Genomic DNA, 14,066 nt, shown 5'->3' on the forward strand with positions numbered 1-14,066 from the left:
CACCTCTCTTGACGTAGCACCTATGCCCTGGCATGGTTGAGTCCGTTGCACTCAAGTCAGCTGGAGGAAAGAACCATGGCACGTGCGGTCGGCATCGACCTGGGCACGACTAACTCCGTCGTCAGCGTTCTGGAGGGCGGCGAGCCCACCGTCATCACCAACGCCGAGGGCGCCAGGACCACGCCGTCCGTCGTCGCCTTCGCGAAGAACGGTGAGGTGCTGGTCGGCGAGGTCGCCAAGCGCCAGGCGGTCACCAACGTCGACAGGACCATTCGGTCGGTCAAGCGCCACATGGGCACCGACTGGAAGATCAACCTGGACGGCAAGGACTTCAACCCGCAGCAGATCAGCGCCTTCGTGCTGCAGAAGCTGAAGCGGGACGCCGAGGCCTACCTGGGCGAGAAGGTGGCCGACGCGGTCATCACCGTCCCGGCCTACTTCAACGACGCCGAGCGCCAGGCCACCAAGGAGGCCGGCGAGATCGCGGGCCTGAACGTCCTGCGCATCGTCAACGAGCCGACGGCCGCCGCCCTGGCGTACGGCCTCGACAAGGACGACCAGACGATCCTGGTCTTCGACCTCGGTGGCGGCACCTTCGACGTCTCGCTGCTCGAGATCGGCGACGGCGTCGTCGAGGTGAAGGCCACCAACGGTGACAACCACCTCGGTGGTGACGACTGGGACCAGCGCGTCGTCGACTACCTGGTCAAGCAGTTCCAGTCCGGGCACGGCGTGGACCTGTCCAAGGACAAGATGGCGCTCCAGCGTCTGCGCGAGGCCGCCGAGAAGGCGAAGATCGAGCTGTCCTCGTCCTCCGAGACCTCGATCAACCTGCCCTACATCACCGCCTCCGCCGAGGGCCCCCTGCACCTCGACGAGAAGCTCACCCGCGCCCAGTTCCAGCAGCTGACCGCGGACCTCCTGGAGCGCTGCAAGACGCCGTTCCACAACGTCATCAAGGACGCCGGGATCCAGCTCAGCGAGATCGACCACGTCGTTCTCGTCGGCGGCTCGACCCGTATGCCGGCCGTCGCCGAGCTCGTCAAGGAGCTGACCGGCGGCAAGGACGCCAACAAGGGCGTCAACCCGGACGAGGTCGTCGCCATCGGCGCCTCGCTCCAGGCCGGTGTCCTCAAGGGTGAGGTCAAGGACGTCCTGCTCCTCGACGTGACCCCGCTGTCCCTCGGTATCGAGACCAAGGGCGGCATCATGACCAAGCTCATCGAGCGGAACACGACGATCCCGACCAAGCGGTCCGAGATCTTCACCACCGCCGAGGACAACCAGCCCTCCGTGCAGATCCAGGTCTACCAGGGCGAGCGCGAGATCGCGGCGTACAACAAGAAGCTCGGGATGTTCGAGCTGACGGGTCTGCCGCCGGCCCCGCGCGGCGTGCCGCAGATCGAGGTCTCCTTCGACATCGACGCCAACGGCATCATGCACGTCACGGCGAAGGACCTCGGCACCGGCAAGGAGCAGAAGATGACCGTCACCGGCGGCTCCTCGCTGCCGAAGGACGAGGTCGACCGGATGCGCCAGGAGGCCGAGCAGTACGCGGACGAGGACCACCGCCGCCGCGAGGCCGCCGAGACCCGCAACCAGGGCGAGCAGCTCGTCTACCAGACGGAGAAGTTCCTCAAGGACAACGAGGACAAGGTCCCCGGTGACGTGAAGACGGAGGTGGAGACCGCGCTCGGCGAGCTGAAGGAGACGCTCAAGGGCGAGGACACCGCTGAAATCCGTACCGCCACGGAGAAGGTCGCCGCCGTCTCGCAGAAGCTGGGCCAGGCCCTGTACGCCGACGCCCAGGCCCAGCAGGCCGCCGGTGGCGCCGAGGCGGGCGCCGGCGCCGGCCAGCCGAAGGCCGACGACGACGTGGTGGACGCCGAGATCGTCGACGACGAGCGCAAGGACGGTGCCGCGTGACGGAGGAGACCCCGGGCTTCGACGAGCAGCAGCCCGACGTCCCCTCCGGCGCGACCTCCGACGACGCCGAGCCGAAGGCCGCCTCCTCCGCCAAGGAGGAGGGGGCGGCCCCGGCCGGGGACGCCGCTCAGACGGCCGGTCTGACGGCCCAGCTGGACCAGGTGCGCACCGCCCTCGGCGAGCGCACCGCGGACCTCCAGCGGCTGCAGGCCGAGTACCAGAACTACCGGCGCCGGGTCGAGCGCGACCGGGTCACGGTCAAGGAGATCGCCACCGCGAGCCTCCTGTCCGAGCTCCTGCCCGTGCTCGACGACATCGGCCGCGCGCGCGACCACGACGAACTGGTCGGCGGCTTCAAGTCGGTGGCCGAGTCGCTGGAGACGGTGGCGGCCAAGCTGGGTCTGCAGCAGTTCGGCAAGGAGGGCGAGCCCTTCGACCCGACGATCCACGAGGCCCTGATGCACAGTTACGCGCCGGACGTCACCGAGACGACGTGCGTGGCGATTCTGCAGCCGGGGTATCGCCTCGGTGAGCGCACCATCCGCCCCGCGCGGGTGGCGGTCGCCGAGCCCCAGCCCGGCGCGCAGACGGCTCTGGCGGACTCCGCCGAGGCCGAGGGTGCCAAGGGCGCCGACGCAGACGACAAGGAGAGCGGTGGCCCGGACGAGGGCTGAGCTCGCACACGCAAGGAAGGAGGGACGTCGGGGATGAGCACCAAGGACTTCATCGAGAAGGACTACTACAAGGTCCTCGGCGTCCCCAAGGACGCCACCGAGGCCGAGATCAAGAAGGCGTACCGGAAGCTCGCCCGCGAGTTCCACCCGGACGCCAACAAGGGCAACGCCAAGGCGGAGGAACGTTTCAAGGAGATCTCCGAGGCGAACGACGTCCTCGGGGACCCCAAGAAGCGCAAGGAGTACGACGAGGCCCGGACGCTGTTCGGCAACGGCGGGTTCCGTCCGGGCCCCGGTGCCGGCGGCGGCGGAACGTTCAACTTCGACCTGGGCGACCTCTTCGGAGGCGGCGCCCAGGGCGGGGGCGGCGGTGCGCAGGGCGGCTTCGGCGGCGGACTCGGTGACGTCTTCGGGGGCCTGTTCAACCGCGGCGGCGCGGGCACCGGCACACGCACCCAGCCGCGGCGCGGCCAGGACGTGGAGTCCGAGGTCTCGCTGAGCTTCACGGAGGCGGTCGACGGCGCCACGGTGCCGCTGCGGATGTCCAGCCAGCAGCCGTGCAAGGCCTGTTCGGGCACCGGCGACAAGAACGGCACACCGCGCGTGTGCCCGACCTGCGTCGGTACGGGACAGGTGGCGCGCGGCTCCGGCGGCGGCTTCTCGCTGACCGACCCGTGCCCGGACTGCAAGGGCCGCGGCCTGATCGCCGAGGACCCCTGCGAGGTCTGCAAGGGCTCCGGGCGCGCGAAGTCCTCGCGCACCATGCAGGTGCGCATCCCGGCGGGCGTCAGCGACGGGCAGCGGATCCGGCTGCGCGGCAAGGGCGCCCCCGGCGAGCGCGGCGGCCCGGCGGGCGACCTCTACGTCGTCGTGCACGTCGGGACGCACCCGGTGTTCGGCCGCAAGGACGACAACCTCACCGTCACGGTCCCCGTCACCTTCGCGGAGGCGGCGCTCGGCGGCGAGGTGCGGGTGCCCACCCTGGGCGGCCCGCCCGTCACCCTGAAGCTGCCCCCGGGCACGCCCAACGGGCGCACGATGCGCGCCCGCGGCAAGGGCGCGGTCCGCAAGGACGGCTCCCGCGGGGACCTGCTGGTCACCGTCGAGGTGAGTGTGCCCAAGGACGTGTCGGGGAAGGCTCGTGACGCGCTGGAGGCGTATCGCGAGGCGACCGCGGGGGAGGACCCGCGGGCGGAGCTGTTCGAGTCCGCGAAGGGAGCATGAGGACGCCATGGACACATCCGGTCGTCGTCGCAATCCGTACGAACTGACGGAAGAAACCCCGGTGTACGTCATCTCGGTGGCGGCACAGCTGTCCGGACTGCACCCGCAGACCCTTCGTCAGTACGACCGGCTGGGTCTGGTCTCGCCCGACCGCACCGCCGGGCGCGGCCGCCGCTACTCGGCCCGCGACATCGAACTGCTCCGCCAGGTGCAGCAGTTGTCGCAGGACGAGGGCATCAACCTGGCCGGCATCAAGCGGATCATCGAACTGGAGAACCAGGTCGCCGCGCTCCAGCAGCGCGTGGCCGAGCTCCAGTCGACGGTCGAGGGCGCGGCGGCGGCGATGCGGCAGCGCGAGGCGGCGGTGCACGCCTCCTACCGGCGCGATCTGGTGCCGTACCAGGAGGTGCAGCAGACCAGTGCGCTGGTGGTGTGGCGCCCCAAGCGCCAGCCCCCGCAGGCCGCCGACTGACGTCTCGGCCGACGTCTTTGCCGATGTCCGGCCCGGCGTCCGGCTGACGGAGCAGCAGAGGCTGGAGGGGCCGATTCCGGCCAGGGAGCCGGGAGACCGCAGGGTCTCCCGGCTCTCGTCGTTCCCGGGGGTTTTCGTCCGGTGGCTTGCCCCGATTCCCCGCTCTTTCTGTCTTCTTGTGAGACTGCTCGACGCTCGCGGTCATTCGTGTGATTGCATGAACAACGCGAAGCGACATGCGCACCGTTACTCCTTGATCATTCACGGACCTCTCACAGGACGGCTGTTGCCATGTCGTTAACCGGTACTCCTTGACGCTGAGTGCCGTGCACGCGTTGGCTTTCAGCCACATGGCCCGCGCACGCTCCCTCCTGTCCGGAAGGCACCTGATGTGAACACTCGTAACACCCGCAAGACCGCGCGTCGCACCCTCCTGGCGCTGTCCGCCGCGACCGCGGCCCTGTCCCTGAGCGCATGCGGCCTGATCGACGGCGTCGGCAGCGACGACGCCTCGGCGACGCCGGACAAGGGCAACGACATCACGGTGGGCCTGCTTCTCCCGGAGAAGGAGAACCAGCGTTACGAGAAGTTCGACTACCCGATCATCAAGGACCAGGTCCGTGTCCTGACCAAGAACCAGGGCAAGGTCGTCTACGCCAACGCCGAGGCAGACGCCAACCGGCAGAGCGCGCAGATGGAGGGGATGATCCACGACAAGGTCGACATCATCCTGCTGGACGCGGTGAACGCCGAGGCGATCAAGGCCACCGTGCGCAAGGCCAAGGACGCCGGCATCCCCGTCATCGCCTACGACCGGCTGGCGCAGGGCCCGGTCGACGCGTACATCTCCTTCGACAACGAGCTGGTCGGCCAGGTGCAGGGCCGTGCCGTCGTCGAGGCGCTCGGCAGCAAGTCGGGGACCGGCAAGGTCGTCATGATGAACGGCTCCAAGGCCGACCCCAACGCGGCCCAGTTCAAGAAGGGCGCGCTCAGCGAACTCCAGAACAAGGTGAACGTCGTCAAGTCGTACGACGTCGTCGACTGGAAGCCGGAGAACGCCAAGAAGGACATGGCGCAGGCGATCGCCGCGGTCGGCGTGGACAACATCGACGCGGTGTACTCCGCCAACGACGGCATGGCCGGCGCCGCCATCGACGCGCTGAAGGAGGCCGGCGCCGCCAAGATCCCGCCGGTGACCGGCCAGGACGCGGAACTGCCGGCCGTGCAGCGGATCATCGCCGGCCAGCAGTACATGAGCGTCTACAAGCCGTACCCGGAGGAGGCCACCAACGCCGCGGAGATGGCGGTGGCCAAGGTGCAGGGCCGGTCGATCGAGTTCGACGCGCTGACCCGCGACTCCGTGGACAGCCCGACGACCAAGAAGATCCCCTCGATGCTGGTGCAGGTCGTCGCCCTCACCAAGGACAACGTTCAGGACACGGTCCTGAAGGACAGCATCTGGACCCTCAAGGAGATCTGCACCGCCAAGTACAAGGCGGACTGCGACCGGCTCGGGCTGAAGTAGCCCGCACGCACGTCAGGAAGCCCGGCGGTCACCGACCGCCGGGCTTCCGCGTTTCCCGCCCCCGTCCGACGCGTTCTTCGCTTCCCGCCCGTGCCGGGCCGGAAGAAGGAAGGGGAAAACCGGCCTGTTCGAGAACAATCGCGGGCAGTCTCGGGGAGGGCCCGTGTTGCGGAGGCGGGCGGGTCCGCGCATAGTTGCGCTGCGCGGGAACCCGAGGGCGTACGGAAGCCCCGGGGCGGCGCGGGAAGTCGAGGGCGGGAGCCAGGGGTGGGAGATGGCCGGGCACGGGACGGACACGCATCCGCACGGTGCTGACCACCTGTGCGAGGCCGGCCACCGCGTCTACTCCCGGGCCGTACGGCGCGGCCGGATCCCCCGCACGGACGCCGACCCGGTGCCCTGCCTGGTCGAACTGGCCCTGCTGCACCCCGATCCGGACGACATGGACTGGCTGGTGCCGACCCCGCCGCAGGAGGTCATGACCCGGCTGCTGCGCGGACTGCACGACGAGGTGAGCGCCAGCCGCACCCGGGTGGGCGCGGCGGTCGCCGCCGTGGAGTGGTACGCCGGGCTCGGCGGCCGTGAACAGCCCCCGGCCGAACGGTCCGCGATCCGCGTCCTGGACGGACTGCCGCGGATCCGCGCCGCGGTGGACGAGGCGACCGCCGGCTGCGTCTCCGAGGTGCTCACGGTGCAGCCGGGCGGCATCCGGCGCGAGGACGAGCTCGCCGAAGGGCTGCACCGGGGGCTCGAGATGCGCCGGCGGGGGGTGCGGATGCGGGACCTGTACACCCATGTCGCCCGGCACGGGCAGGGGTTGCACACCTACCTGGAGCTGATGGACGGGGCGGCCGAGGCCCGTACGCTCGACGAGGTCACCGAGCGGCTGATCCTGTTCGACCGCACGGTCGCCTTCATCCCCGCCAACTCCGACCGGACGGTGGCGCTCGAACTGCGCCACCCCGCGCTGGTGGAGTACCTGGTCACCGTCTTCGAACGGCTGTGGCGCCTCGCGATCCCGCTCACCTCGCCGCTGCCGAAGACCGGCATCGACGGCATCACCCACCGCGAACGGTCCATCGCCGCGCTGCTCGCGGAGGGACACCAGGACGCGGCCGTGGCGGAGCGGCTGGGGATCAGCGTGCGCACCTGCCGCGCGCACATCGCGCGGCTGTCGGAGACGCTGGGGGCGGCGAGCCGGACGCAGCTGGGCGTGCGGATCGCCCAGGCGGGCCTGGACGGCCCGCCGGGCACCCCGGGACTCCTCCCGGTCCCCGCCCCGGCGGGAGAGGCGCGCACGGCGCGTTGAGGGGCGTACGACGGCGATTGTGCGCCGTCGGCGCACGGCCGGACCTCAGTGCTCCCGCCCAGACCCCGGCACCCCCGCTCCGGACCTCAGTGCTCCCGCTCCAGAATCCCCGACTGGGCGATGAGATAGCCCAGTTGGGCCCGGCTGCCGCTGCCCAGCGCGGCCGCCAGCTTGGCGATGTGCGCCCGGCAGGTGCGTACGTTCATGCCCAGCCGGCGCGCGATCGCCTCGTCCACGTGCCCCTCGATCAGCAGCTTGGCGATCGACCGCTGCACCCCGGTGATGCCCTCGGGCGTCGACTCGTAGGGCACCTCGTCCATCAGCGGCGTCGCCCGCTGCCACAGGTGCTCGAAGACCTTGATGAGGTACTGCACGAGCCCGGGGTGGCGCAGCTCCAGGGCGATCTGGTTGTCGTCCTGCGCGGGGATGAACGCCACGGTGTCGTCGCAGATGATCAGCCGCTCGATGAGCTGTTCCAGCGTGCGTATCTCAACCTTCGCACCCGCCATCTGGTCCACATAGGCGAAGGTGCTCTGACTGTGCCGGACGGTGTGCTGGTAGAGCGTGCGCATCGCCAGGCCGCGCTCTATGAGCGGCTTGCTGCGTTCCAGCGCCTGGCTCAGGATGTGTTCCGGACGGCTGCCGCCCGGCTGCACGGTGAGCACCTCGGTGCGTGCCTCGGCCACGGCCACGTCCAGCGCGGCGTGGATGCGGGCGTTGCCCTCCAGCACGGTGATGGCGTGCGTGGTGGCGGGCTTCTGCGCGCTCAGCGCGAGAAAGGGCTGGAAGGCGTCCGCGAGGTCGAGGGTGAGCCGCCTGCGGTCCTGGATCTCGCGTTCCAGCGGCTGGATCTGCTGGGCGAGCGCGATCGAGGGGGGAACCGGACGGAGCCAGTCGGGGTCGTCCGGATCCGGGTGGAGGAGCGCGAATTCGAGCAGGCAGGGAGCGGGCTCCACCTCCGCCCGGGAGACGCGCCCGGAGCTCAGCGCACTGGCGTAGAGACGGGAACCCTCAGGGCAGAGTTCTGTCACGCCGTGAGGATGTGTCGGTTTTGTGCGCTTTGTCGGCAAATCTCCACCCCCCAGGGTCCTGAACGTGCAGGAACATGATGCATCTCCTCTGTGGCATTGACGTGCCTGAATGAGCCATCGTCTTCATCAGACGGGGGGAGAGGAAGCCATCAAGTGAGGACGAAGCCGACCATGAAGAAGAAAATGCTTCGCTCGGTGCTTGCCACTGCCGTCGTCGCCGTCGCACTGGCCGGTGGTGCGGCTGCCGGTCCTCTCGACGTCGGCTGGGGCACCCCGGCCCGTACGGCGTCGACCACGGCGGTGCAGTCCGCCGGCCTCGGCGACGTGGGCTGGGGAGCGGTGACCTCCGCCGACTCCGGCTCCGGTGACGTGGGCTGGGGCATCGCGCCGGCCGCCACGTCCGGCGATGTGGGCTGGGGCGTCGCGCCGGCCACCACCTCCGGTGACGTGGGCTGGGGTGCGGTGACCGCCGCCACCTCCGGTGACGTCGGCTGGGGCATCCAGGCCGCCGCCACCCCGGGTGACGTGGGCTGGGGCGCTCCGGTCGCGAACCCGGGAGACGTCGGCTGGTCGGCACCGACGGACGCGGAAGCATGACCACTCCGCCCGACGACCGGTCCTTCCGGCGCGAGATGGCCACCGCCTACCGCTCCGGCTGGCACTTCATCGACCTCGTCACCGCGATCCCCCACCCCGGTGACTCGTTGATGGTGACCGTGTTCGGAGAGCCCGTCGTCGTCACCCGTGACGAGGACGAGGACGTACGGGCGTACCGCTGTCTGCGACGGCCTCGGGGGGCGCCGCAGCCGGTCCGGTGCGCCATCCGCTACGGCATGATCTTCGTCAACCTCGACCAGCGCGACCACCGGCTGGACGGCACCGACACTCCCGACTCCCCCCACGAGGTACCCGACCTGAGGACCATCTCGGCCACCCCCCGCAGTGCCTGACGCGATTCCCCCGTCGTAAAAGATCGCTCAGGCGCTTCCCCCCGCAGCGGCGTCACCGTGACCTGAACACGGTGACGCCGCTGCAGTTTGTGGGGAACCCTCCTGGTATGGGTTTGTTCCGAATCGCCCACGGATGGCCGAAAACTGACGCCCGCCACAGGAAAAGGGGCGCGGGGCTGTGCCGATCCGCGGCTCCGCCGCGCGGGCGCGACCGTCTTCGTGCCCACCCACCCGCGCGCCGCCTCCCCGGGCCGCTCCCCGAACTCAACCTGCGCGGAGTAGACTCAACTTTGTCGACGCCGCTCAAGTCAGACCGAGTTCGAGTTCGAGGAGGGACACGCAACCGTGGACGCCGAGCTGACCAACAGGAGCCGTGACGCGATCGCCGCGGCCGGCAACCGTGCCGTGTCGGAGGGCCACCCGGACCTCACCCCCGCCCACCTGCTGCTCGCGCTGCTGGAGGGCCAGGACAACGAGAACGTCATCGACCTGCTCGCCGCCACCGGCGCGGACCAGGCCGCCGTACGCACGGACACCGAGCGCGCCCTCGCCGCCCTGCCCAGCGTCACCGGCTCCACCGTCGCGCCCCCGCAACCCAACCGCGAGCTGCTCGCCGTCATCGCGGACGCGCAGGCCCGCGCCAAGGACCTCGGCGACGAGTACCTGTCCACCGAGCACCTGCTCATCGGCACCGCCGCCAAGGGCGGCCGGGCCGCCGAGGTGCTCTCCGGGCAGGGTGCCACTGCCAAGAAGCTGCTGGAGGCCTTCCAGAAGGCCAGAGGAGGACGCCGGGTGACCACGCCCGACCCGGAGGGCCAGTACAAGGCCCTGGAGAAGTTCGGCACGGACCTCACCGCCGCCGCCCGCGAGGGCCGCCTGGACCCGGTCATCGGCCGGGACCAGGAGATCCGCCGCGTGGTGCAGGTGCTCTCCCGCCGCACCAAGAACAACCCCGTGCTCATCGGCGAGCCCGGCGTCGGCAAGACCGCCGTCGTCGAGGGCCTCGCCCAGCGCATCGTCAAGGGCGACGTGCCCGAGTCGCTGAAGGACAAGCGGCTGGTCGCGCTCGACCTCGGCGCGATGGTCGCGGGCGCCAAGTACCGCGGCGAGTTCGAGGAACGCCTGAAGACCGTCCTCGCGGAGATCAAGGACTCCGACGGGCAGGTCGTCACCTTCATCGACGAGCTGCACACCGTCGTCGGCGCGGGCGCCGGCGGCGACTCCGCGATGGACGCCGGCAACATGCTCAAGCCGATGCTGGCCCGCGGCGAACTGCGCATGGTGGGCGCCACCACGCTGGACGAGTACCGCGAGCGGATCGAGAAGGACCCCGCCCTGGAGCGCCGGTTCCAGCAGGTGATGGTCGCCGAGCCCACCGTCGAGGACTCCATCGCGATCCTGCGCGGGCTCAAGGGCCGCTACGAGGCCCACCACAAGGTGCAGATCGCGGACTCGGCGCTGGTGGCCGCCGCCACCCTCTCCGACCGGTACATCACCTCCCGCTTCCTGCCCGACAAGGCGATCGACCTCGTCGACGAGGCCGCCTCCCGGCTGCGCATGGAGATCGACTCCTCGCCCGTCGAGATCGACGAACTCCAGCGCGCCGTCGACCGGCTGCGCATGGAGGAGCTGGCGCTGGACAAGGAGACCGACGCCGCCTCCCGCGACCGCCTGGAGCGGCTGCGCCGCGACCTCGCCGACAAGGAGGAGGAGCTGCGCGGGCTGACCGCCCGCTGGGAGAAGGAGAAGCAGTCCCTCAACCGCGTCGGCGAGCTGAAGGAGAAGCTCGACGACCTGCGCGGCCAGGCCGAACGCGCCCAGCGCGACGGCGACTTCGACACCGCCTCCAAGCTGCTCTACGGCGAGATCCCCGACCTGGAGCGCGACCTGGAGGAGGCCAGCGAGGCAGAAGAAGAGGTCGCGCGGGACACCATGGTCAAGGAGGAGGTCGGCTCCGACGACATCGCCGACGTCGTCGCCTCCTGGACCGGCATCCCCGCCGGGCGCCTGATGGAGGGCGAGACGCAGAAGCTGCTCCGCATGGAGGAGGAGCTCGGCAAGCGGCTCATCGGTCAGGCCGAGGCCGTGCGGGCCGTCTCCGACGCCGTACGGCGCTCGCGGGCCGGCATCGCCGACCCGGACCGCCCCACCGGCTCGTTCCTCTTCCTCGGCCCCACCGGCGTCGGCAAGACGGAACTCGCCAAGGCGCTCGCCGACTTCCTCTTCGACGACGAGCGGGCCATGGTCCGCATCGACATGTCGGAGTACGGCGAGAAGCACAGCGTGGCCCGGCTGGTCGGCGCGCCCCCCGGCTACGTCGGCTACGAGGAGGGCGGCCAGCTCACGGAGGCAGTGCGCCGCCGCCCGTACAGCGTCGTGCTCCTGGACGAGGTGGAGAAGGCGCACCCCGAGGTCTTCGACGTCCTGCTCCAGGTGCTGGACGACGGCCGCCTCACCGACGGCCAGGGCCGCACGGTCGACTTCCGCAACACCATCCTGGTGCTCACCTCCAACCTGGGCAGCCAGTTCCTGGTCGACCCGCTGACCAGCGAGGCGGAGAAGAAGGAGCAGGTCCTGGAGGTGGTCCGGGCCTCCTTCAAGCCCGAGTTCCTCAACCGGCTCGACGACCTGGTCGTCTTCTCGGCCCTCTCCAGGGACGAGCTCAGCCGCATCGCCCGGCTCCAGATCGACCGCCTGGCCGCCCGGCTCGCCGAGCGCCGGCTCACCCTGGAGGTCACCGACGAGGCCCTGGCCTGGCTCGCGGTGGAGGGCATGGACCCGGCGTACGGCGCCCGGCCGCTGCGGCGGCTGGTCCAGACGTCGATCGGCGACCGGCTTGCCCGGGAGATCCTGGCCGGCGAGATCAAGGACGGCGACACGGTCCGCGTCGACCGCTTCGGCGAGGGGCTGATCGTGGGCCCGGCGTCGGGCAAGACGCTGTAGCCCTCCGGGACGGCCTTCGTTCCGCCCCCGGCCGGATCCGTTCCGCCGGGGGCGGACATGCCCGTCCGGGGTTGCCACCCCCCGCCCCGCATGGGGGAGGATGGCGGCATCCGTACGAAGGGAAAATCACGGTGAGCATCGACCCGTCCTCGATTCCGAACTTCGGGGGCCAGGAGCCCGAGCCCGGGCCGCCGCCCGGCCCCGTCGTCCCGGATCAGGACCTCGTGAAGCAGCTCCTGGACCAGATGGAGCTCAAGCACCTCGTCGACGAAGAGGGAGACCTCGTCGCGCCGTGGGAGCAGTTCCGTACGTACTTCATGTTCCGCGGCGAGGACGACCAGGCGGTCTACTCGGTGCGCACGTTCTACGACCGGCCGCACAAGATCGACGACAAGCCGGCCCTGCTGGAGGCCATCGACGACTGGAACCGGCGCACGCTGTGGCCCAAGGTCTACAGCCACACCCATGACGACGGCACGGTCCGCCTCATCGGCGAGGCGCAGATGCTCGTCGGCACGGGCGTCAACCTCGAGTTCTTCGTCTCCTCGACGGTCAGCTGGGTGCGCGCCGCCATCGAGTTCGACCGGTGGCTCGCCGAGCAGCTCGGCCTCGAGGAGGAGGTCGACGGCGCGGGGGAGCCGGACGAGGACACCGACGAGTGAGTCGGCCGAACCGGCGGCCGTGAGAGCGGCCGGCCCGGGGGGAGCCCCGGGTACGGCTCACAGCGCGGCACGGGCGAACACCACCAGGTACGCCCCGTAGACCAACGAGAGCCCGGCCAGGGCGCCGACCACCAGGACGGCGTGCCACGGCCGGGCTCTCGCCGTCCGTACCAGCGCCCGCGCGGGCGGGATCAGCAGCGGGAACGCGGGCAGCAGGAAGCGCGGCTTGGAGGCGAAGTAGCCGGAGCCGCCGACCACGACCAGGAGCAGCACCCCGCAGTAGACGACGAGCGGCAGCGGCGCCCGGTCGGCCAGCAGCAGCGCGAACAGCAGCAGCGCCAGTACGACGATCACCACGGTCAGCGGGTGCACGGACCGGGTCGCGTGCACCATGAAGTGCCGTACGAACCCCAGCGACCCGCGCCCCAGATCGAACCGCGACCCCCACTGCTCCTGCACGCGGAAGTACCCGCCGAGCAGATCGCCCTCGCGGTGCCCGACCCAGAGCACGTAGCCGCACCAGCCGAGGGGGGCGAGGACGATGGCTGTCCACAGCCTGTGGACAGGCGTTCGTGTGCGTGCGGGCCACCGCTGCCGGATCTCCCAGCCGGCCGCCGCCATCACCGCCGCGGCCACCGCGAACCCGTTCGGCCGGGCCAGCCCCGCGCCCGCCGCGAGCGCGCCCGCCCACACCCAGCGCCCGCTGAGCACCGCGTACAGCGACCAGGCGGCCAGCGCCGTGAGCAGCGGTTCGGTGTACGCCATCGACAGCACCACCGAGTGCGGCAGCACCGCCCACAGCAGCACCAGCACGGTGGCGACGGCGTCGCCGTACAGCCGCCGTCCGACGAGGTGGATGCCGTACGCGGCCACCACGGCGGAGGCCCACGACACGAGTAGCCCCGCCGCGCCCCAGCCGACCGGGAGCACGGCGGCCACACCCCGGACGAGCGCCGGATAGAGAGGGAAGAACGCGAGATCACTCCGTACGAAGAGCTCGCCGTGGTGGTGTCCGGTGCGGACGTACCCGTAGCCGTGGGCGGCGATCCCGAAGTACCAGAGCGAGTCCCACGACCGCCCGAGCAGGGCGAGCGGGTGCGGCCGGCCGGCGGCCCGCGCTGCCGCCAGGACGAGGAGCGCCCCGGTCAGCCGCACGGCGACGAACAGCCCGAGCGCGGCGGGCGCCCCGGCGAACCTCCCGGCCCCCGGCCGGAACCTCCCCCCGGGCCGCGGCGGCGGAAGCACCCGGCCCACATCGGAAACATCAGGACGCGCGAGCGTACGAAACTCGGTCACACGGGAACCATGCGCCGCTTTCCACCGATTCCCGAGCTTTGTCCCTCACGCGGC

General features: G+C 70.7%; 12 protein-coding genes. 10 read left to right on the forward strand and 2 right to left on the reverse strand.

Translation table 11 applies throughout. From position 1 onward, the window contains the following. Positions 1-75 precede the first annotated feature (75 nt). The 6 genes from dnaK (at position 76) to OIE12_RS17500 (ending at position 7,130) form a co-directional block, all read left to right on the forward strand. On the forward strand, positions 76-1,926 hold the full coding sequence (gene dnaK / locus OIE12_RS17475; protein WP_329136388.1) for a molecular chaperone DnaK: 1,851 nt from the start codon (positions 76-78) through the stop codon (positions 1,924-1,926). Further along, positions 1,923-2,600, forward strand: coding sequence for a nucleotide exchange factor GrpE (gene grpE / locus OIE12_RS17480; protein ID WP_329136390.1), 678 nt, complete (start codon positions 1,923-1,925; stop codon positions 2,598-2,600). The genes dnaK and grpE overlap by 4 nt, the downstream gene beginning before the upstream one ends. 33 nt (positions 2,601-2,633) lie before the next feature. Next, positions 2,634-3,824, forward strand: coding sequence for a molecular chaperone DnaJ (gene dnaJ, locus OIE12_RS17485; protein WP_329136392.1), 1,191 nt, complete (start codon positions 2,634-2,636; stop codon positions 3,822-3,824). 7 nt (positions 3,825-3,831) lie between these two features. After that, positions 3,832-4,296, forward strand: coding sequence for a heat shock protein transcriptional repressor HspR (locus OIE12_RS17490; RefSeq protein ID WP_329136393.1), 465 nt, complete (start codon positions 3,832-3,834; stop codon positions 4,294-4,296). Positions 4,297-4,687: 391 nt separating this feature from the next. Then, a complete protein-coding gene (locus OIE12_RS17495) occupies positions 4,688-5,821 on the forward strand; it encodes a sugar ABC transporter substrate-binding protein (RefSeq protein WP_329136395.1) in 1,134 nt (377 codons plus the stop codon). A 274-nt stretch (positions 5,822-6,095) separates the two neighbouring features. After that, on the forward strand, positions 6,096-7,130 hold the full coding sequence (locus OIE12_RS17500; RefSeq protein WP_329136397.1) for a helix-turn-helix transcriptional regulator: 1,035 nt from the start codon (positions 6,096-6,098) through the stop codon (positions 7,128-7,130). Between the two features lie 86 nt (positions 7,131-7,216). On the opposite strand, the gene OIE12_RS17505 is transcribed toward OIE12_RS17500, so the two are convergent. Continuing rightward, positions 7,217-8,200 carry a helix-turn-helix transcriptional regulator gene (locus OIE12_RS17505; protein WP_329136399.1) on the reverse strand — a complete coding sequence of 328 codons (984 nt, stop codon included), beginning with the start codon at positions 8,198-8,200 and terminating at the stop codon, positions 7,217-7,219. 156 nt (positions 8,201-8,356) lie between these two features. Between OIE12_RS17505 and OIE12_RS17510 the strand changes: the two genes are divergently transcribed. From OIE12_RS17510 to OIE12_RS17525, 4 genes are all read left to right on the forward strand, one after another. Then, positions 8,357-8,758, forward strand: a complete 402-nt coding sequence (locus OIE12_RS17510; protein WP_329136401.1) for a hypothetical protein — start codon at positions 8,357-8,359, stop codon at positions 8,756-8,758. Then, entirely contained in the window at positions 8,755-9,111 is a 357-nt protein-coding gene (locus OIE12_RS17515; RefSeq protein ID WP_030381983.1) for a hypothetical protein, read from the forward strand. Before OIE12_RS17510 ends, OIE12_RS17515 begins: the two co-directional genes overlap by 4 nt. 345 nt (positions 9,112-9,456) lie before the next feature. After that, positions 9,457-12,054, forward strand: coding sequence for an ATP-dependent chaperone ClpB (gene clpB / locus OIE12_RS17520; protein WP_329136403.1), 2,598 nt, complete (start codon positions 9,457-9,459; stop codon positions 12,052-12,054). A 131-nt stretch (positions 12,055-12,185) separates the two neighbouring features. After that, positions 12,186-12,716: a YbjN domain-containing protein gene (locus OIE12_RS17525; protein ID WP_329136405.1), complete on the forward strand. Its 531-nt coding sequence runs from the start codon at positions 12,186-12,188 to the stop codon at positions 12,714-12,716. 57 nt (positions 12,717-12,773) lie between these two features. Here the strand turns inward: OIE12_RS17525 and OIE12_RS17530 are convergent, their stop codons facing one another. Next, complete coding sequence (locus OIE12_RS17530) at positions 12,774-14,012, reverse strand: hypothetical protein (protein ID WP_329136407.1); 1,239 nt, start codon at positions 14,010-14,012, stop codon at positions 12,774-12,776. Between the last annotated feature and the right edge of the window lie 54 nt (positions 14,013-14,066).

Origin of the sequence: Streptomyces sp. NBC_00670, from assembly GCF_036226765.1 — a bacterium.
In the GTDB taxonomy this organism is placed as follows: Bacteria; Actinomycetota; Actinomycetes; order Streptomycetales; family Streptomycetaceae; genus Streptomyces.